General features: G+C 45.8%; 17 protein-coding genes and 1 riboswitch. Of the genes, 9 read left to right on the top strand and 8 right to left on the bottom strand.

Translation table 11 applies throughout. The features are described from left to right. The coding region (locus CLV93_RS10800) for a phosphatase PAP2 family protein (protein ID WP_106542204.1) at nucleotides 1-630 on the top strand (630 nt) is incomplete at its 5' end. Nucleotides 631-952: 322 nt separating this feature from the next. Here CLV93_RS10800 and CLV93_RS10795 read toward each other — a convergent pair. The 4 genes from CLV93_RS10795 to CLV93_RS10780 all read right to left on the bottom strand — a co-directional run bounded on the left by CLV93_RS10795 (nucleotide 953) and on the right by CLV93_RS10780 (nucleotide 7,154). Then, a complete protein-coding gene (locus tag CLV93_RS10795; protein ID WP_106542203.1) occupies nucleotides 953-2,029 on the bottom strand; it encodes a YncE family protein in 1,077 nt (358 codons plus the stop codon). Between the two features lie 10 nt (nucleotides 2,030-2,039). Beyond that, the gene (locus CLV93_RS10790) at nucleotides 2,040-4,100 is read right to left on the bottom strand and encodes a TonB-dependent receptor (protein WP_106542202.1); all 2,061 of its coding nucleotides are present in this window, start codon (nucleotides 4,098-4,100) and stop codon (nucleotides 2,040-2,042) included. Continuing rightward, nucleotides 4,090-5,226, bottom strand: coding sequence for a PKD-like domain-containing protein (locus CLV93_RS10785; RefSeq protein WP_106542201.1), 1,137 nt, complete (start codon nucleotides 5,224-5,226; stop codon nucleotides 4,090-4,092). Before CLV93_RS10785 ends, CLV93_RS10790 begins: the two co-directional genes overlap by 11 nt. 97 nt (nucleotides 5,227-5,323) lie before the next feature. Further along, nucleotides 5,324-5,527: riboswitch (cobalamin riboswitch) on the bottom strand. Between the two features lie 67 nt (nucleotides 5,528-5,594). Next, nucleotides 5,595-7,154, bottom strand: coding sequence for a hybrid sensor histidine kinase/response regulator (locus CLV93_RS10780; RefSeq protein ID WP_106542200.1), 1,560 nt, complete (start codon nucleotides 7,152-7,154; stop codon nucleotides 5,595-5,597). Nucleotides 7,155-7,259: 105 nt separating this feature from the next. Here CLV93_RS10780 and CLV93_RS10775 point away from each other — a divergent pair, with 105 nt between their 5' ends. Genes CLV93_RS10775 through CLV93_RS10760 form a run of 4 tightly spaced genes read left to right on the top strand, consistent with a single transcriptional unit; the run spans nucleotide 7,260 to nucleotide 13,560 of the window. Then, on the top strand, nucleotides 7,260-9,677 hold the full coding sequence (locus tag CLV93_RS10775; RefSeq protein ID WP_146142008.1) for a glycoside hydrolase family 18 protein: 2,418 nt from the start codon (nucleotides 7,260-7,262) through the stop codon (nucleotides 9,675-9,677). A 32-nt stretch (nucleotides 9,678-9,709) separates the two neighbouring features. Continuing rightward, nucleotides 9,710-10,807, top strand: a complete 1,098-nt coding sequence (locus tag CLV93_RS10770; RefSeq protein WP_106542198.1) for an HlyD family secretion protein — start codon at nucleotides 9,710-9,712, stop codon at nucleotides 10,805-10,807. A 43-nt stretch (nucleotides 10,808-10,850) separates the two neighbouring features. Then, entirely contained in the window at nucleotides 10,851-12,242 is a 1,392-nt protein-coding gene (locus tag CLV93_RS10765; RefSeq protein WP_146142007.1) for a TackOD1 domain-containing metal-binding protein, read from the top strand. A gap of 10 nt (nucleotides 12,243-12,252) precedes the next feature. Then, complete coding sequence (locus CLV93_RS10760) at nucleotides 12,253-13,560, top strand: glycosyltransferase family 2 protein (RefSeq protein WP_106542196.1); 1,308 nt, start codon at nucleotides 12,253-12,255, stop codon at nucleotides 13,558-13,560. Here the strand turns inward: CLV93_RS10760 and CLV93_RS10755 are convergent, their stop codons facing one another. The 4 genes from CLV93_RS10755 to CLV93_RS10740 form a co-directional block, all read right to left on the bottom strand. Beyond that, nucleotides 13,561-14,655 carry a hybrid sensor histidine kinase/response regulator gene (locus CLV93_RS10755; protein ID WP_106542195.1) on the bottom strand — a complete coding sequence of 365 codons (1,095 nt, stop codon included), beginning with the start codon at nucleotides 14,653-14,655 and terminating at the stop codon, nucleotides 13,561-13,563. A gap of 278 nt (nucleotides 14,656-14,933) precedes the next feature. Beyond that, on the bottom strand, nucleotides 14,934-15,764 hold the full coding sequence (locus tag CLV93_RS10750) for an SMP-30/gluconolactonase/LRE family protein (protein ID WP_106542194.1): 831 nt from the start codon (nucleotides 15,762-15,764) through the stop codon (nucleotides 14,934-14,936). Nucleotides 15,765-15,890: 126 nt separating this feature from the next. After that, entirely contained in the window at nucleotides 15,891-16,709 is an 819-nt protein-coding gene (locus CLV93_RS10745; protein WP_146142006.1) for a CPBP family intramembrane glutamic endopeptidase, read from the bottom strand. A gap of 116 nt (nucleotides 16,710-16,825) precedes the next feature. Continuing rightward, complete coding sequence (locus CLV93_RS10740) at nucleotides 16,826-17,473, bottom strand: peroxiredoxin (protein ID WP_106542192.1); 648 nt, start codon at nucleotides 17,471-17,473, stop codon at nucleotides 16,826-16,828. Between the two features lie 415 nt (nucleotides 17,474-17,888). Here CLV93_RS10740 and rpmB point away from each other — a divergent pair, with 415 nt between their 5' ends. The 4 genes from rpmB to ftsY all read left to right on the top strand — a co-directional run bounded on the left by rpmB (nucleotide 17,889) and on the right by ftsY (nucleotide 19,572). Beyond that, nucleotides 17,889-18,131 (top strand): 50S ribosomal protein L28, encoded by a 243-nt coding sequence (gene rpmB, locus CLV93_RS10735; RefSeq protein ID WP_106542191.1) that lies wholly within the window; start codon nucleotides 17,889-17,891, stop codon nucleotides 18,129-18,131. Nucleotides 18,132-18,146: 15 nt separating this feature from the next. Next, entirely contained in the window at nucleotides 18,147-18,329 is a 183-nt protein-coding gene (rpmG, locus tag CLV93_RS10730; protein ID WP_106542190.1) for a 50S ribosomal protein L33, read from the top strand. 8 nt (nucleotides 18,330-18,337) lie between these two features. After that, a complete protein-coding gene (locus tag CLV93_RS10725; RefSeq protein ID WP_106542189.1) occupies nucleotides 18,338-18,490 on the top strand; it encodes a DUF4295 domain-containing protein in 153 nt (50 codons plus the stop codon). 134 nt (nucleotides 18,491-18,624) lie between these two features. After that, complete coding sequence (gene ftsY, locus CLV93_RS10720; protein ID WP_106542188.1) at nucleotides 18,625-19,572, top strand: signal recognition particle-docking protein FtsY; 948 nt, start codon at nucleotides 18,625-18,627, stop codon at nucleotides 19,570-19,572. Nucleotides 19,573-19,629 lie beyond the last annotated feature (57 nt).

Here is a 19,629-nt window from a genome sequence, read left to right as displayed (position 1 = left end):
CTGAAGAAAGCCATTCTTCCTACCGGACTGATAGCTGCCGGACTGGTGACCATGGCAGTTCCAAAGCAAACAGTCCTTAGCAAATACCGCATTCACAACACCATGCATGGCTGGAACCCGACTTTTCACACCTCGGCCGACAATTACCTGCAGTTTGCACCGGCTGTTGTGACGTTGGGACTGGGAGCGATGGGCGTAAAAGGACGCAACGATTTTCTGAACCAAAGCCTGCTTTTTACCAAAGCCGAACTGCTGATGTCGGTCGTGGTGTATGGCATTAAGCATGCTACGCGGGTGGAGCGGCCCTATGGCGGTGTGTTCACCTCCTTCCCGTCGGGGCATACGGCACAGGCGTTCCTGTCGGCTACCTTCCTGGCCAAGGAATACGGGCATGTTTCGCCCTGGATTAGTGTGGCCGGGTATGCAATGGCTACTGGTGTGGGTGTGTTGCGCATGATGAATAACAAACACTGGATTTCGGATGTGCTGGCCGGTGCAGGCGTTGGTATTCTCTCGGTGGAGTTCGTTTATCTAACGCATCAGCACCGCTGGGGGAAGAAACGCAACATGATGTTTGCCCCAACGTTGTATCAAAAAGGCGGTGGCGTTTCCATGGCGATGACGTTTTAGCGGCGTATACTTCGGCAAGATTGGATTCGCCCTGCGGCACAAAAAACGCCGGCGTTCTCTGCTGCCCTGGCTCCAGGGGACGAAAAAATCACGCGACATTTTGCTGCCCTGGCTTCGGGGGATGAAAAAATCACGCAACATTTTGCTGCCCTGGCTTCGGGGGACGAAAAAATCACGCAACATTTTGCTGCCCTGGCTCCGGGGGACGAAAAAATCACGCAACATTTTGTTGCCCTGGCTCCGGGCGACGAAAAAATCACGCGACATTCTGCAGCCCTGGCTCCGGGGGACGAAAAATATTCGCGTATTTTTCCGGCAGCAGCTATTGTTTAAAACAGAAGAAGCCGGGGATGATTCCCGTTTTCAGTGTGTCAACAGGAACTCCTTTTGCGGTTAACCGGTACACCAGTCCGCGCTGCAGGTAGTCGATGGCATCGCTTACATAAATGTCCGAGTTATCCGGATCGACCCCGAGGCTGTAGTAGATGGTCCCGGGGTTTTTTAATACCGGCGCTGCCGGAAGTTGCGATGCGGTGACGGGCATTTGCCACACATCGTTGTTGATGAAGCAGAGCGTGTCGCGCGCAGCGTTGATGGTCAAATCGGAAGCAATATTGTCGGAGTTAAGTGCGAACGACTTCTCAATCTGCCCGGTTTCCGGATTCACCTGCTGCAGTTCGGCCTGGCCGCCCGATGTGGTTCCGCCAAAGCTGCCGTCGCACAGTACCCAAAGCTGGTTGTTCTTGTCTTTCACCATGCTTTTGGGCTGCGTGCCTACCTTTATTTCCCCGGTAACGGAATCATTCTCCGTATCGATTTTCAGGATGGTGTTGTCCGCCGACCAGCAGGTGACATACAGTGTGTGGCCAATCTGCACCATCTGTTCGGTCGATGCATGACCGGGGGTTGGAATGTTTCCGGTAACTTGAAAGGTAACCGGGTTGAAGATGGTGATGGCCGATGCATACAAGTCGGTTACATAGGCTTTTTGTTTGCTCACGAAGTGGATATACCGCGGCGAGGTGAGCCCGGTGATCTTCCCGGAATATTTTCCCGTTTCGGTATTGATGACATAAATTTTTCCCGAGTTATTAATGGCAATGTATCCCAGCGAATCGAGGATACTCATCGATTCGCCCACATCGCCCAGGGGAAGACCGTTGGTGGAGTAAAACAGGTTGTTGCTGGTTTTTCCGGTGGCTTTATCGTAAAAGGAGAGGGTGGCATTGCCCGACATGAAATTCCCTTCGTTCACAATAAACACACCGGCATCGGAGAGCAACTGGTCAGACTGTCCCTGCCGGTGGGCGTCTATCCAGGCATTGTCGTTCATGCATCCCGTCAGGAACAGACTTAACAGGAAAAAGGCCGCTGATATGTGGAGAACATTTCTCTTCATTTCTCGCTTTTTAAAAGTCAAACCGGACCAACAGTGAATAATTCCGTCGCGGCATGGGCCGTTGCAACACGGTCCGGTACTCCTCGTTGAACAGGTTGAATATTTTCAACTCGACTCCTAACCGGTACGTTTTCCAGTTCCAGTCCTTGCCGGCAAACAGGTCGTTCATAAAGTAGGGATAGAGGTAATCGAGCGACGTGGTTTTCTCGTTGCTGGTAGTCGTGTAGCGCTCGCTGTAATAGTTCCACTGGTAAGTGAGGTGGTATCCTTGCCGGGAAAGATTGGCCGACAGGTTGGCTGAGTGTTTCGGAATAAAAGGCAGCTGCTTGCCGATGGATTGGTCGGCCCAGTTCACCGGGTCGTCGCGATTGATGGAGCGAGTGTAAGCATAGTTCCCATTGAGGTGCCAGTGCCACGGTCCTTCGTCGCCTTCCAGCGAAAGCTGGTACTCCAGGCCGCTGGCGTCGACCTTCTTCATATTCGAAGGCTCCCAGTAACCTTTGTTGGTGGGCAGCCAGATAATCCAGTTGTCGATTTTGGAGGAATAAGCTGTAAGGGTGGTGTAGAGATGCAGATGCGTGTAGCTCTTCTCCCAGGTCAGTCCTAAATCGCCGGTGTAACCTTCTTCTGGTTTCAGGTCGGGATTTCCTCCCGGGATGTAGTACAAATCATTCAGCGAAGGCTGGTGGTAGTTACGTGCCACATTTCCTTTCAGGTAGAGGTTTCCGTTGGCCAGTAGCTTGTATTCCAGTCCCAGCAACGGCATGATGGGCGCTGCCTGGCTATCGTAAAAATCCTGTCTTACCAGGAAGGTGGAGGTGAACCGTTTTCCGAATTTCTTACTCACTTGCAGGTGGGCCGAGCTTTCGAGCCGTGTTTTATGGTAACCATAGTTGTTGGCCAGCGGGGCGTAATTTTGCGAACGCACCTGGTACCGGTCGACATCGATTCCGGCTGTGGCAGAAAAATCCTCGCTTTCCCGGTAGGTGAACAGTGCCTTGTTGAACCAGCTTTGGGCATTCGACCACGAGTCGACGACAACTTGTCCCGATGTGCCGTTGACGTTGGCCCTGAGCCAGTAGTTCATCTTGTCGAAGTTCAGTCCGCTGCTGACCTTCAGGGTGGTTTTATTGCTGTAGTGGTTCCATTCGGCCACCGCCCGGTGAATCTGGTCGGTTTGCCGGTTGACGCCGCCATCACCCGATGTTTCGTTGGTCATGAGTTGCGGTATGCTGCGCGAATTATGCTGGTACCAGTAGTGCCCCGAAATAACGTCCTTGTCGTCGGGGCGGATGTAGATTTCCTGCAGTATGCCGTAGTTGCGGTAATCGGCGTTTTTGTTGCGCTGTTTCGGGTAGATGTATTTCCCGGTTTTGGGGTCGATAGTGGCGATGAACTTATTCCGGTAGGGAAAATCGTTGGCCGACTGACTGAGAAATGCCTTGGTCTTCGACTGGATTTTCCGGTTTCCGGCTTTTACCTGGAAGAATTCGTCGTACGACCGATAGCTGCCCACACCTGAGAGAACGCTCCCGGAGAAGTGATTGCTCCAGTCGACATCGCTTTGCAGGTTGATGGTGCCGCCCAGCGCCCCGCTCTTTTCGGTGAGCGAACCGGAGCCATGCAGGATGCTCACTTTGTCGATGAAATAAACCGGGATGGTGGAGAAATCGACCATCCCCAGCATGGGCGAGTTCAGGCTGATGCCGTTCCATTCTACCTGTGTGTGCGATGGTGCGGTTCCCCGGAAGGAAGCGGTTGCCAGGGCCCCGCGCCCGTAGGTTTTGATGAAGATGGGGGTGTTTTCGGAGATGAGCTCCGAGAGGGTGGCGTTGAGCGCTTTGATCATGGCAATCGAATCGACGTCTGAGCGGATCAGGCCTGCCTCTTCCTTTTTCTGCAGGTGCTTGCTCACCACCCTGACCTCTTTTATTTTCAGGGTGTCGGAGAGTGATTGTGCCCGCAGCTCCTGACAAAAAGGAATGAGTAGCAGCAATAACAACGGCAGGCGCTTCATAAAACCGATGCAAAAACGGGGTGCCTGTATGTCGGGCTCCGGCTTAGTTGGCATTGTTCAGCATATTCAGGTCGACAGCGCCGCTCACTTCGGAGGATACTTCGTTCAGCCAACCGGCAATCTGAAAGACACTGCTCTGCACTTTGATGAAATCGATGCCATCGATATTGGCCGGCGAGCCGTCGGCATTCACCGCGTCGGAAATGTCGAACCGGTTTGCTTTTAAGTTGGTGTCGTAATCCTGGTTGTTGTAGGTTTCTGCATATCCCCGGGTGAACAAGCCATCGCGCAGCGCCCAGCTTTCGGTGCTGCTGTCGGTACTGGTATTCACGTAGGCATCAGGAAGGCGTTCGCCATCAAAGGTCACTTTTGTTTTATCGCCGTAACCAGACCACCACCAACTGCCGGTGCTGTAGTTGGGAACCAGCTCGCCGCTGTTGCCCTGGTTGTCTTTCCAGGTTACATTATCACTGTCGGTGGCCGGTTTGTAGTAAGTTACTTCGTAGTTATGAATCGTTTCTGTGTTGTTGTATTCGCTGCCCTTCAGCTGTAGCCACAGGCCGTCGTCGGGCTTGCCGTTTCCGTTGGTGTCCTTCATAATATACACCACGCCCGGTTCGGAGGAAGCGCCCGGCTGTGCATAGACAGCAAAGTCATATCCATCGCGGTTTTTCACGGTATGGTCGAAACCGGCAACGATGTAGCCGCCCCAGCCGCCCAGGTGTACAAAGCTTTTGCCGTCGGCCCACGGTTCCCCGACGAAATTGCTGCTTTCATTGCCGGTGATACTGTCAGCATGCTGGCCCGGACCGTATTGGTAATCGAATACTTTGGTGATGTAAGGTGAGGAGGTTACCGTTACGTTGAATTGCGTTGAGGCTTTGCCCTGCGTCGTAGCAACCGTCAACCCGATTTGATAAACGCCCGGTACCTCCGAAACGAAGTTGTACGTCTGTTCCTGCGAAACCGGTGTCCCCTGGTTGGTCCAGGTGTAGGATGCCCCATCGGCATTAGAGGCTTGCGCTATCAGTGAAAGCTGTGCTCCGGCAACTACTTCATAGCCCTGAGCGGGGATGTTCATGGTAATTTCCGGTGGAAGAGGAGATTCGGTCTTGCTGCAGGAAACCAGGAACAAAAGTCCTGCAAGCAGCATGTAGCTTAAAAGAATTAGTTTTTTCATAAAACTTAAAATCAATTGGTTGATGTTGAATAATTGATTTTAAGCTAAGGGGAAGAAAAACAAACTGTCGATGGTTGTTTTCACGCTTTTGATCCCGAAAGCTTAAACCAACCTGGCAGGTCTTCTGACTTATTCCGATTTCCGGTTGCCTTCCCGTTTTTCAACAGTGGCTTTGTAACCGAAAACTTACTATTCTGCTGAACGCAGAATCGGAAATTACAGCAGCGGGTACTGTTCCGGATTCTCACCGGATTCCCTTTTTATTCCCAACAATATGGGAACCAAGTTGACGCAAAATTAGTAAATAATTTAGTGGAAGGAAGTAAAAGGGAGCGTATTATTTTGGTGATTTCAATTTAAAACGGCTCTCAATTTATTTGCTCTACAGGGAATTCAACCATGAAGGTCGAACCTTTTCCCGTCTCGCTTTCCACCTCAATTTTTCCATTGAGCAAATTGACCGCCTGACGGGCAATGGCCAGTCCGACACCCGAACCTTCGATATTCTCGGTAGTTTTGGCACGGTAGAAGTACTCGAAAAGTTTCTCCTGGTCTTCTTTTGAAATTCCAACTCCTTCGTCACGAACTAAAATTTTCAGTTTTCCTTCGGAATATTCAGCAGCTAATTCAACTGTCTTTCCTTTATCGGAATACTTTATTGCATTGGAAATGAAATTACCGGCAATTTCGCGCAGCAGTTTTTGGTCGATAAGTAGTTCTTTCGGTAACGAGTTGTGAGTGAACTGAACCCGGTGATGGTTGCCTACTCCCGATTGATAGAACTGAACCATTTTATCCAGAAAGTCAATAATTTCAGTCGGTTCCGGATGCGTTTCGTTCAGTGTTTCGTATTCACGGAACTTCAGGATATCGGATAAGTGGCTGCTTAAAAGGTTAACTGATTCTTTTATCAGTGAAAAGTGGCGCGGTGTTTTTGCTCGCAATTTTTCATTGTCCATATACCTTTCGAGTAGTTCTGTCGAGCTGAAAATGGTGGTTAACGGCGTTTTGAATTCATGCGAGATGGTTGTGACAATCTTTGAGCGGAACTCATTGATTTCCTTTTCTTTCTCCAGTGCTTTTTCGAGTAGTATGTTTTTTTGTCTCAGTTCTTCTGTTCTTCGGGCTACTTTTTCCTCCAGTATGCGGTTCATGTTTTTCAGTTCATTTTCCGCTTTTTTGATAAGAGAAATGTCCCGAAAGGAAAAAATGTAACCACGAAACTCGTTCTTGTCATCCCGGATAGGAGCTAGGCTGTAAGAAATGGGAAGCAGATTGTTGTTTTTGCAAATGAAGATACCTTCTCCATAGATTGGATTTAGCAACTGGTCGCCTTCTTTTTCTTCAGGAAAAAGCGGAGCGCCTGTTTCGTTTCTCAGGTTGAGTGCCTGCCGAAAGTTGATGTTTTGCACTTCACTCAATTGAAGACCGGTGAGTTTTTCAGCGGCAGCATTAAAAAACACAATGTTTCCGTTCTCATCGGTTGAAACCACGCCGTCGGCGATGCTTTTCATCGTAACTGACAGAAGTTCCTCATTTGTCCGCAGCTTTTCGGTCATAGTGTGCCTGAAAATAGCCATCTCGAGGACCATGATCAGGTTGTCAGCCTGGAACGGTTTGATGATATACCCGGTGGGGTTGGTTTGCAGCGCTCTTGAAAAGGTTCGTTGATCATCGTCGCCGGTGATGTAAACCACCGGAATGTTCAATTCTTGCTGGATCAATGTTCCGGCATCAATTCCATCCAGCTCTCCAGGCATCTGAATGTCCATGAAAATGATGTCAGGATGCAGCTCTGACGCAATTTTTATGCCTTCCTTGCCGTTATTTGCTATAGGAAGAACATCGTAATCGTTCTGACGCAGAATATTTTGTAAAAGCCGTGCCGAAATTATGTCATCATCAACGATAAGAATTGAGTGCCGCATATCTTTTACTTCTATAATTTTCTGTAAATTTAACTAACGATTTGCAAGTTGTTGATTCCTCAAGAACCGAAACCAAAGCTAAAAATAGATACTTTGATTGACCCTATGAGCAACCCCTTTAAAAACATAATCCCACTCACATTATTGTGTTTGTTTGCCAGTTTTTCTCAGCAATCTTCTGCGCAATCAGATGATTCTGATTTCGTTGAGCCGGCTGTTGTCAATATCGACAAGGGGTTTCCCGGATATGCTCATATTGTTGCTTATGCCGATTCCATGCTGACTATGCATTATCAGTTGCACGATGTATATAGCGAAGCATACGATACCAGTCAAGTGAATCAACTTTACTCCCTTCATTTTTTATCTGACAGTCTGAAAGAAAGTTTCGATTCCTTCTATAACTTCCGGATAAAGCGGTTAAAACAGGACTATGGTTTCCGGATTTCAGGATATTACAACTATAATTTTAAACCCGGCTTTGCCGACGAGGAGGATGTGTACTATAAGCAGCGGTTTTACCTGGGACTAGACTGGAACTTGTTAGGAAACGGTGGTTTTTTGGCTAATCAGATGCAGGCCAAGGAGCTGGAGTCGGCTTTGAAGGTCGAACAGTTCGATCGTTCCCAGCAAGTAGCGCGCGATAACTTTCTGTACCGGTATAACTACCTGATTTATGTTTTTAACAGTGAAAAGCTTCGCTTGATCGCCGATAGGATTCAACTATTGCAAGGGTTGGAGAAAATTTACCGGGAGCTTTTCTATATCCGGCGTGTTGGCTGGGAAGAGGTGCTGAAAGTAAGAGGTTTGGAATCGCGAATGAAAGCTATTCAGCGTGGTTATAACGACTACAATTATCAACTGGCTCATCAGTTGCCAGCCTACGAAGAACTTCCGGCCGAAAAAGACAGTCTTCCTTTTCTGGATGTAGACCCCGTGAAGATGATGGCACTGTACGAAACACATTCGGTCGACAGCTTGAAGGATGCGGTTTATCTGGCCAACATCAGGACTAAGTACAAAAGCCTGGAGGGATGGATGATTCGCCCTTTTATCCGGTATAATTTTCAGCAGGGCGTAAATGATAACTGGCGCAAATATGGTTCGGCCGGTTTGTCTGCTGCAGTTCCCCTTCGTTTTGGTCCTTCGCACAACCGAATAGCTGAGGCCGCAGAGGTGTTGTATGAAGCCAAAGAGAAGAACAAGGTCTCGCAACGTAAGCTCGATTTATTCAATTATTTCTACGATCATCAGTACAAAAAATATCAGTTGTTTGAGTTCTATTTCAAACGAGCCCAGATTGAGGAGCGGATTCGAAAACAGCGGGCTTTTTTACTCCTGAAGAGTCCGGCTTTCAGCCCGGTTCAGTTGCTGACAGATATTGATCAGAAGCTGGCCGTAGAAACTGAGTTGACTGACCTGAAGAAGGAGATGTATCTCGATATTCTGAAAATTCAATCGGTTCTGAACGATGTACCGGTTACCTCGTTTACTAAGCCGATGGAAATGGATGAATATGTGAAGCGGTTTGCCGGCAAACGTTCTGTTTACATTTGGTCGAAAACGTTCTGCCAGATGGATATGCAAACGTTGATTGCCGATCTGGACATGAATGAGATCCGTGAAGTGCTTCTGTCTCCCGGGAAATCATGTCCCGATGCTAAGCTGTCTGCTTTTCTGAAACAGGCAAAAGCTGAAGGAATCGAAGTGCATGATTTAATTGGTAACAACCAGTTGTTGTTTGATTCGACGGAACAAATAAATAAGCGGTTGCAGGAAGCGGTTGACAAGGGGTTCGATGGAATTCACCTTGACGTGGAACCACAGGCATTGCCGCAATGGGATTCGTTGAAGGAAGAATACCTGGCCCGGTTGGTCGATCTGTATTCCAAAGCACACGCGTTTGCTGATTCCCAGCATCTGAAGCTATCCGTCTCCATTCCGGTATTTTTCCCCGAAAATTATCTGAAAGAGATATATCGCAATGCCGATCAGGTTTTTCTGATGGCGTATGGATCTAATAGGCCTTCCACTATTATCAGACGAATTTCGGAGGAAACAACTATTGATCCGCAAAAAACGGTTTTGGCTGTCAGACCGGGTGATTTCGTTAATCGTTTGCAGATGGAAGCGGTTATTGAGAAGGTACTCGACTCGACTCGTGTCAGAAGAGTAGCGATTCACGATTTAAAAGCGATACATCTGATGGCTAATGTACAATCTTTGGGCGATACGAACGTTGTAAAAGAGTACTTGGCATCGAATAAGCCGAAAGAGAAATCGGTGTATCATCTCCAGGTTTTTTCTGCTGACTACAAGTTGGATCCGGAGAAAGTGAAAAAAGAACTGGATCTGGACGAAAGTCTGATCGTTGTTCATAAAAACGGGTATTACAAATATTGTATACGAACCTTCGATAGCCTGCAAAAAGGACTCGAAGTCATGAAGAAGTTTCGCAAAATACCGCGTTTTTCAGGTGTGTTCTTGGTGAAGACTGATGTTGGAAGACAGTCTGTGAATTGAAGAAAAGTGTTTACTAACTAATCTGTAGCATCTTGAAATCGTTTCGATACAATAAGAATGAAAAAGTAATCAGGGGTTACAAAGAGGAGCCTCTGCCGAAGCGCCGGGTCAACTGGGATCGGATTATTTACCTGATCATCTTCTTCATTATTCTGGCCAGCTTGATAATTTACGTCTTTCGCCGGACTTACTTTGTTTCTTCTTATGGGGAAGTAATCACCAGCAAGTTTGAAGTGAAATTTGCTGATGACGTGAAAGTAGTGGATTATCTGGTCGATGAAAATGAGAAAGTGAAACGAGGCGATACCCTGATGATTGTTCGCCCGGAAATTCCGCCCAAAGACACGCTTGGGTTGGTGAGCCAGGAAAATAATACCAATACGGATTGGATTGAGAAAGAAAAGATTTCGACGCAGAAGAGCATAAGTCTGAAGCATATCGAACTACAGCGTACCAAAGATGAAATCAAAGAGGTTCAGCAGCAGATAAGCAATCAACGCAATGAAGTATATCTTGGACTGAACACAGCCGGAATATTGACAGCAACGGAAAGTAAAGCTCAGAATTTGAAGGCTGACCAAAAGATGCAGCAGGAAGAGATTCGCTATCTGAGAACTTATTACGCTAAGTTGCTGAGAATGGAGAGGGAAATGAGCCGGGTAACCCGACAGGTTTTTGTGATTCCCCGGAATGTGCCTTTTATTTCTCCGATTGATGGTATTGTTAGCCAGATTTTCGCCCGGAAAGATGAGGTGAATTACCGTCAGGAGGTGGCCATGGACCTTATCAATTTCAATAAGGTTTACATCATGGCGTATCTCGATCAGGAGTATTTTCAATACTTCAAAGTGGGCGATACGGTTGGAGTAAAATTTGGAAACGGAATGAAAAGCCTTGGCGTAATTAGCAATATTTATATGAATACTGCCGAGTTACCCAGCGAATTTCATAAAACCTATCAGAAAACACCACGGACCGTTTTGGCCCGGATTGACCCTGTCAATGCAGAAAATGTGAGTGAATGGAAGCCCTATTATAAGATGGGGGTGACCGTTTATCGTCCGAAAATGTTCTACCATTGGTGGTTGAACTACAGAGAGAAGCACGTTGATAATGAATCATCGAATTAACCGGAAAGTCACTAACTAACGGGCAGTAGTCTATTTAAAAAGAATGCTTATGATTCCCGGAGGGAAAAAAATACAAAATGCGGGTAACTTCGAAATCTATCTGATTACGGATTACCAGGAGCAGGATATCCGGCATTTTGCGCTGGCCGATGCATTGGTGCTCGACTGGCAGCAGCCGGAGTATGCTACGGCTTTGCTTAAGGAAATTCGAGCATCATTTATTGAATCGATTTATCTCTTGCCAGTATTTATTTTTAATGCGGATGGCGTTGTTAGTGATACACAGAAGTCGCTTTCCGATGGAGAATTGTCTGTTGTGCAGGAAGAACCTATCGGGAAAATGATCCGACAGGTTAAAAAGAGGAGAGAGGATTTCACGCCGCATGAAACCAACAGTTCTGAGAACCGCATTTTGACGAAGCTGTTCCGGTACTTGTACACCCGCGACAAAACATTGAATCCCGAGGTGGATGTGCATGCTCATATGGGATATGAATATCCGCTTATCAGACTTCATTATCCGGCGGGTGAATCGATGGAAATGCTGAAGATCCTCAGACGGGGAACCGAGAACGACTTTTTTAAGGGGACTTTCGTCGATAAAACTCATGTTTGTCCGAAATGCCATTCCGGTCACCTGAATTTAAGGGAGGTTTGTACCAAGTGTGCTTCAGCTCATATTTCATCCGAGAATCTGATTCATCACTTTGTTTGTGCCTATATGGGACCTGAAGGTGATTTTGTCACCAAACAGGGATTGGTTTGCCCAAAATGTAACCGGCAACTGAGGCACATTGGCGTCGACTACGATAAACCTTCGGTTATCTATCGCTGCCACGATTGCCGTCACGAGTTTCAGGAACCGGATATTACTGCTTTGTGTTTGAATTGTAAAACGGTTACCCCGGTTGAAAATCTTCTGGAAATTACTCTTGACAAATATTCGCTGACGGATTTGGGCCGCGATGCAGCGCGCACCGGAATTAAAGTAGCCGGCGAAGAGCGCGAATTTACGATTCCTGGCTTTGTGAATTTCAGCACATTTTTGACTTTCCTCCGTTTTGAAATCGAGCGTGTTAAGGTTTCCGGCAAAGAGAGTCAAATGGGAAGTATCAGTTTGAATTTACCGGCCCGTTTGCGTTCAAATCGTCAGCAATTCGAGCGGTTGGTGCTCGATATCAGTGATTTTGTCAGGAATAATACCGATTCCAGCGATATTCTCTCGTTCGCAAATGACAATACCTTCTTCATGATCTTCCCCGAGAAGGGAGCTACGTCAGTGGAGAAAATGCTGAACGATTTCAGGTCATCTATTGAGAAATTGCTCAGCAATACATTCGAAGATGAGCCGGAATGGAATCTGGCTGCCCAATATGAAACACTCAACGCTGAAACGGAATACAACGCACTGATTAATCAGGTGAAAACCATCTAACCCGTTTTAAATGATTGATTTCTGGCAACGGTTTTTTGACTTTTGGCTGAATGTCCCCCCCGAACGGATCGTCAGGCTTTTCTGGTATTTCTTCTTACTGGAGGTGCCCCGGTATCTGCTTTTCGACCTGGTTGTGGTGGTCCTTTTCAGCCTAAAACGGTTGTGGAATTCAGATACCTATCAGGCGGCCAATAATCAGTTGTTTGCCGAAAAACCGTTGATTACCATTATCGTTCCCGGGAAAAATGAAGGCCGGCACATCCCGAAACTGGTGCAGAGTCTGACAGAACAGACATACCAGAATTTTCAGCTCATTATTGTCGACGATGGGTCGGATGATAATACTCCCATCATTTGCCGTAAGTTGGAGAAAGAAGGAAAGATTGACCTTTTTCTTCGGAATGAAGAACGGGGAGGAAAGGCAAGCGCAGCGAATCTGGCTTTGCGTTTTGCCAAAGGAAAATATATTGTCCATCTCGATGCAGATACTTCTTTTGACCGGGATGCCATTGAGAAAATACTGATACCGTTTTATACCGATTCGGAAATTGGCGCCGTCGGTGGAAATGTAAAAGTCAGAAACTCCAAAGAGGCTGTCATCGCCGGTTTTCAGGCTGTTGAATATCTGCAGACTATAACCATGGGACGTATGGTAGCGTCTTATTTGGGGATTTATAAGATTGTATCCGGAGCATTTGGTGCTTTTCGCAGAGACCTGGTCGAGCGCGTTGGGGGCTGGGATATTGGTCCCGGGCTCGATGGTGATATCACCGTAAAAATCCGGAAAATGGGATATCGCATCGTTTTTGAGCCACGCGCTGTTTCACTGACCAACGTTCCGACTTCCTTAAAAAAACTATCGAATCAACGGTTTCGCTGGTCTCGTTCCATGGTTCGTTTTCGTTTGAGAAAACATGCCGATATTTTTGTGCCGGACCAGAACTTTCAGTTTCGCAATTTCTTCTCCAGTGTAGAAAACCTATTCTACAATGTAGTTCTCGATGCTTTATGGTTTTACTATGTTATCAGGTTGGCGATTAATAACCCGGATATCATCTTCCTGATGATTGTGATGAAGATGTTCTTGTATGGGATGAGTAATTTTGTTCAGGTGATCCTGGTAAGTCTAATGTCGGAGCGGGGAAGACAGGAGATCAAACTCCTGATGTACATTCCGTTTATGTCGATCTACGACGGTTATTACCTTCGCCTGGTCAGAACAATCGCTTATTTCAGGGAATGGCTGGCATCATCATCGTACGACGACGTCTGGAATCCAAGAAAATCTTCGGTACAGGCAAAAGAGCACCACCTCTGATTACACCAGAGGCAGGCTAATTTTTATAATTGTTCCCTGGTTGGGAGCAGAGTTAATCTTAAAAGTACCGTCGAACAACTCGACAACCCGTTTGGCATTGTGTAAGCCTAATCCTAAGCCGCTTTCACTACCTTCACGTTGTTCGTAGTCGACAAATGCACCGGCTTTCAGAATTTGCTCGTCACTCATTCCAATGCCTTCGTCCTCGATGGAAAGACGATAAACACTGCCATCGACAGTTGCCACCAGTTTTACATCCGTTTTCCGGGTCGAAAATTTGAATGCATTCTCAACCAGTTCGCTGATGGCCATCTCCATCAGGTCTCTTGGAATTCGAACCGACGCATCAACAAGTGCCAGGCGCAAATCACTTTCGCGCTTCGCTTCTTTGGCAACCGAATGAGCAGCCTGCTCAACAACTTCATAGACATTCTGAGTCGCCGATTCTTTCAGCGTATTTAACTCGTCAGCTTTGTTCGATAAGGCTTCGAGGCGGTAGAATACCAATGTTTTGGAAACGGTTTTCCGGAGTTTAATTCCGGCTTTCAATATCATGTTGACGAAATCGACAATCTCCTGTTTCTCCATGTTGGGATATCCGGTAGCAATTAATTCTGAAAATCCCACAATGGCTTTCATCGGATCCTGAAGCTCTGACGCGAAAGGTAAGCCAATCCGGTTGGTCAGGTTTTTGACGGTCTCGTCGGCTTTTTTCTTCATCGCGCCGATGCGCTCCAGACGGGTGTTAACCGCATCCAGAAGCTGCTCAATCGTAAACGGTTTTGGAATGTAATCATCGGCTCCCAGCAACATACCTTCGCGAATATTTTCTACTGCACTTTTTGCCGTCAGAAAGATAAAGGGAGTGGTAGCTGTAATCTCATTCTCCCGAAGTTTTCTAATCACTTCGTATCCATCCATTCCGGGCATCATAATGTCGCAGAGAATTAAGTCGGGTTGAATCTTACGGGCCATTTCCACACCTATCTCCCCGTTTTCTGCGGTATGTGATTCGAAATTCTCAGCTTCCAGTATCTCTGCAATATTTTCGCGTACGCTCTCGGTATCTTCGATAATCAGAATTTTTGCTTTCATCTGTGTTGTGTTTGTGTTTTATCGCCAGATGTAACTCCTGAAGTCATCTATCAAGGTGTTGCATTGGGAAGTTAAGTTTGATGTTTTTTATAACACTAAGTGATTTAGTTGATTAACGCTTTCCTAATATTAACGACAAAATAGCGAATTTATTGGGAATACATCCATCGAAAATTCACAGTTTCTTTACTTCAGCGAAAGGCGGTTCATCAACGCAAAACATCTTCATCAAAACATCATACAGCCCGAAATTAGTCGTCACAAAATCAAAAGGTGAACTAAAGTTTGATTTTATACGCCATCACCCGGTTATCGGCAAATGTAGGAACCAGTAAAACATCCTTGGACGGTATGTACTCCAGGTCGGCTGCATTGATTTTTTTATCGGTTGTATCGAATAACACGGATTGGCCGGTAGCCGATACGACCTGTACTTTTCCTTTCCAATCGGAAACAATGTACTTTCCATTTCCAACCGCTTTTAAACCGTCAATTCCCCCGGAAAGTGCGACCAGTTTCTCAACTTTTCCACTAACCGGATCTGCGGAAAAAATACCGTCGTTAGTGCCGATTAACAAGTGGCCTTTTTCGCATAACAATCCATTGGGACCAGCAAGTGGTGCTACCTTTCCCCAAATCCCGAAAACGCCGTTTTCCAGTTTGTAAATTCTACCGGTTCCTGAGTCGGAAACATACACCACTCCGTTTTGACTAATGGCAACATCATTCAGGAACTGCGCTTTTGGTGCCTCGTAGAACTTGATTTTTTTCGGATTTGTCAATGATATTTCTGCAAGGCGGTCGATATCGCTTACATACAATTTGTTTTGGTAGATGGCCATTCCTTTAGGTGCATTCAATCCTGAGGCAAACTTCAAGTCGACGACCTTACCCTCGGGAGATATCTTGGAAATAAAACCCTTACCATTTTTATCTGTGGGATTTCCATTAACATTGGATACGAACAAACAATTCTGGTTGGCATCGTATAGTACCGATTCAGGCACTTTTAGTACCCTTTCGGTTTGCCATATGGGACTGACAATTTGTGCATTTGAAGTAAAAGCTGTTAGTAGCAGGAAAAGCAAGAATCCGGGAAGTGATTTCATCGTTTTATAATTTGGTTTTATGAATATCAATCGAGTTTGCTGTACCGACTTTGTCGTCTGGCTCTTTGCACTCGTTGCGGAATGAACTAAACTGAACTTTAAAGTTACGATAGCTTTCAGTAAAAATCAGGCCGCGGGCTTCTTTTTTCGTGAAAACGTTGCCAGGAAGGTGATGATAACACCAACTGCAAATAATAAAACAACTGCCGGAATGTTTAGTTTGTAATCCGGAAGAATAATTCCCGCTTTATGCAGGTTGGTCAGATAGTAAACCGTCAGGAATACCAGCCCGTTGTGCATGGCATGTCCGGTGATAGCTGCCAGGATTGAACCAGTCCGGATACGTACCCAACCCAAAATGAGGCCGAGTAAGAATGTTGCCGGGAATTGCCATGGATTAAGATGAAACAAGGCAAAGAGCAGTGCGGTGTAAAATATGGCCATGGATTTTGGGTAATTCCGGATGAACCCCCGCATGATTAAACCGCGAAAAATTAATTCTTCCACAATCGGAGCGATGATGACCACCCGGAGAATTCCTCCCCAAACGCCTAAGTCGGAGTCGAAGAGCCGCGAAAACATTTCGATAAACCATCCGGGCGGTGGAAGCAAGGTTTCGAAAGCAGCATTGATTTTTCCCAGCGAAATCTGGAGTGCTGCCAACATCAATAATAATCCGGGAATGACAAAAATATTGAAAAGCTTGAATGGAAAAACACTGCCAATTTTTAGTCCGGTCTTTCGGTATCCCCAGTATAAAATGAAAAGTGTTGAACCAAAGAAAACCGGGACTTTTACCCAAGGTTCATATAACCAGTCGGTACCGTGATAATAATCGTATAGAGCAAGAGGAAAATCAACCAGGGTCTGTATAAAAGTATACAGTACAACCAAGTGGACTGCCGCCCAAAAAGTAGGGTAGTATCGCGTTTGTCTTTTGCTCAAATTCGGGAGAATTATAATCGAATATAACTAAAAATGTACGATCTGATGTACTTAACCATAAAAAAGGAGGAGCCTTTTGGCTTCCTCCTAATAAAACATTGATTTCATAGTTAAGTTTAGATGTTCTTTTTTGCCAGATAAAAGTCCACCATTTCGAAGTCCGACTTTTCGCGTTCTTCCATTGCCTCTACCGAAGTAGGAGGCGGAACGATTACTTTTTCGCCCGGCTGCCAGTTCAGCGGCAGGGCTACTTTGTGCTTGTCGGCAGTCTGAAGGGCTTTCAGTGCGCGAACGATTTCGTCCATATTCCGGCCCACATTCAGCGGATAGTACATAATCAGCCTGATAATCCCATTCGGATCGATAATAAAGACGGCCCTCACTGCGGCAGTGGTTGCTTCACCCGGCATAATCATACCATATTTCATGGCAACGTGCATATCCAGGTCGGCAATAATCGGGAAATCGAAAAGTACACCAGTATTCTTTTTTACGTTATTCACCCAGGCAACATGGGCGTGAATACTGTCGATACTTAATCCGATCAATTTACAGTTCATATCCTTGAACTCATTATGGCGGGTGGCAAAACCACTCATTTCGGTGGTACAAACCGGTGTAAAGTCAGCCGGATGGGAAAACAGGATAACCCAGCTTCCTTTGTTGTATTCCGAGAATACCAAATCGCCATAAGTAGTGGTAGCTTTGAAATCAGGAGCCTTATCACCAATGCGGGGCATGGGATTTTCAATATGTTCTTCCATAATAGATTTTTTTGAAATTAATTTGAATTTTAACGAGTAACTTAAAATTACGAGGATAAGCGGGAAAAGTCAAGGTGATTTGCACTTCTTAACTTCCAGTTGGCTAGTTAATTGTATTTAACCGATAGTTATGAGTGCTTACCCTGGAAATGGAATGAGGACCTGAAACGATCGGGAGTGAAATTTTTTGTAGTCAATTACATAGGCCGAAAATGATTCATTCAGCTATTGACAAAAACGTTTTTTCGTACTTTATTTGTTTCTGAAACCTTTAGGTACAGTCGTTTGTGCACGGGTATTTCCTTTTTCGGTTTCCTGCGTAAAAAAACATATAACTGTTTGATATTTTAATCAAAAAGTAGTTACTTTGCGAACTGTTTGAAAAATGTAACGGACGGAAGTAAAAAATACTGAAATGTCAAGAGTTTGTCAGATAACCGGAAAAAAGGTGATGGTGGGTAACAATGTTTCTCACTCAAAGCGCAGAACTAAGAGAAAGTTCCAAGTGAACCTCTTCCACAAGCGGTTTTACCTTCCCGAGGATGATCGTTGGATTAACCTGAATGTTTCTGCTGCCGGGTTGCGCATCATCAATAAAAAAGGATTGAATGCAGCCCTGAAGGATGCGAAAGCAAAAGGTTATATTGATAACATCTAAAAAGGAGCTTGAGAAATGGCAAAGAAAGGTAATCGTGTACAGGTAATTCTGGAGTGCACCGAACATAAAGAAAGTGGAATGCCCGGGACTTCCCGCTATATTTCTACTAAAAACCGGAAAAACACTCCTGATCGTCTGGAGTTGAAAAAATACAACCCGATTCTTAAACGTGTAACCGTTCACCGGGAAATAAAATAATTTGAATCATGGCTAAGAAAGCAGTTGCAACACTTCAGAAAGGTGCCGGAAAAGCATATTCCAAAGTAATCAAAATGGTGAAATCGGAAAAAACCGGTGCTTACACATTCGTTGAGGAAATGGTTCCTAACGATATGGTTAATGACTACTTCAAAAAGTAAATCATATTTCCGTACTAAAGAGAAAGCTTTCGTCAATCACTGATGAAGGCTTTCTTTTTTTATATACACCAACAAGTTGAACCGGGGCTTTTTAACGGCAATTTTGTATCTTCGCCCTGCAATAATCTGATACCATGGGGATATTTAATTTTACCAGGAATAAAAAAGAGAACCTGGATAAAGGTCTCGCCAAAACCAAGGAGAGTGTATTTTCCAAACTCTCGCGTGCCGTGGTTGGCAAATCGAAGGTCGATGACGAGGTACTCGACAACCTTGAGGAAGTTTTGATTACTTCGGATGTGGGCGTCGATACAACCTTGAAGATCATCGAGCGCATCGAGGAGCGGGTGTTGAGAGACAAGTACCTTGGCGTTGATGAATTAAATACGATCCTGAAGGAAGAAATTGCTGCATTGCTCGAGGAGAATAATTCGGTCGATGTGTCGGATTTCGAATTGCCTGATCGTCCGGAACCATACGTGATTATGGTCGTAGGTGTGAATGGAGTAGGGAAGACCACAACCATTGGCAAATTAGCTCATAAGTTTAAAGCGGCCGGCAAGAAAGTCTATTTGGGGGCGGCCGATACGTTCCGTGCTGCAGCCATCGACCAGTTGCAGATTTGGGCCGATCGTGTAGATGTTCCCCTGGTGAAACAAAAAATGGGTTCCGATCCGGCTTCCGTAGCTTTCGATACGCTTCAGTCGGCCAAATCCAACGGGGCCGATGTGGTTATCATCGATACCGCCGGACGTTTACACAATAAGATAAACCTGATGAATGAGCTTTCTAAAATCAAGAAAGTGATGCAGAAGGTTTATCCCGGTGCTCCGGATGAGGTTCTGTTGATTCTGGATGGTTCAACCGGACAGAATGCATTTGAGCAGGCCAAGCAGTTTACAAAAGCGACGGAAGTTACTGCCATGGCGTTGACTAAACTGGATGGTACTGCCAAAGGTGGTGTCGTCATCGGTATTTCCGACCAGTTTAAAATTCCGGTGAAATACATTGGTATTGGCGAAGGAATGGAAGATTTGCAGATATTTAACCGAACTGAATTTGTCGATTCGTTGTTTAGCTAACGGATTCGGTAAATCGATATAACACTGGATGCCGGTTGTGCATCCTTTTTTTGTATA

This window comes from Prolixibacter denitrificans (assembly GCF_003014495.1).
Classification (GTDB): domain Bacteria; phylum Bacteroidota; class Bacteroidia; order Bacteroidales; family Prolixibacteraceae; genus Prolixibacter; species Prolixibacter denitrificans.
Note: the sequence above shows the minus strand (reverse complement) of the source record. Positions and strands in the feature narration are given on the sequence as shown.

Coding starts and splice junctions, on each gene's coding strand:
- ftsY (WP_106542188.1), top strand. CDS start 18,625: ATGGGGATATTTAATTTTACCAGGAATAAAAAAGAGAACCTGGATAAA.
- CLV93_RS10780 (WP_106542200.1), bottom strand. CDS start 7,154: ATGCGGCACTCAATTCTTATCGTTGATGATGACATAATTTCGGCACGG.
- CLV93_RS10775 (WP_146142008.1), top strand. CDS start 7,260: ATGAGCAACCCCTTTAAAAACATAATCCCACTCACATTATTGTGTTTG.
- CLV93_RS10725 (WP_106542189.1), top strand. CDS start 18,338: ATGGCTAAGAAAGCAGTTGCAACACTTCAGAAAGGTGCCGGAAAAGCA.
- CLV93_RS10790 (WP_106542202.1), bottom strand. CDS start 4,100: ATGCCAACTAAGCCGGAGCCCGACATACAGGCACCCCGTTTTTGCATC.
- CLV93_RS10755 (WP_106542195.1), bottom strand. CDS start 14,655: ATGAAAGCAAAAATTCTGATTATCGAAGATACCGAGAGCGTACGCGAA.
- CLV93_RS10785 (WP_106542201.1), bottom strand. CDS start 5,226: ATGAAAAAACTAATTCTTTTAAGCTACATGCTGCTTGCAGGACTTTTG.
- CLV93_RS10795 (WP_106542203.1), bottom strand. CDS start 2,029: ATGAAGAGAAATGTTCTCCACATATCAGCGGCCTTTTTCCTGTTAAGT.
- CLV93_RS10740 (WP_106542192.1), bottom strand. CDS start 17,473: ATGGAAGAACATATTGAAAATCCCATGCCCCGCATTGGTGATAAGGCT.
- rpmB (WP_106542191.1), top strand. CDS start 17,889: ATGTCAAGAGTTTGTCAGATAACCGGAAAAAAGGTGATGGTGGGTAAC.
- CLV93_RS10765 (WP_146142007.1), top strand. CDS start 10,851: ATGCTTATGATTCCCGGAGGGAAAAAAATACAAAATGCGGGTAACTTC.
- CLV93_RS10760 (WP_106542196.1), top strand. CDS start 12,253: ATGATTGATTTCTGGCAACGGTTTTTTGACTTTTGGCTGAATGTCCCC.
- CLV93_RS10750 (WP_106542194.1), bottom strand. CDS start 15,764: ATGAAATCACTTCCCGGATTCTTGCTTTTCCTGCTACTAACAGCTTTT.
- rpmG (WP_106542190.1), top strand. CDS start 18,147: ATGGCAAAGAAAGGTAATCGTGTACAGGTAATTCTGGAGTGCACCGAA.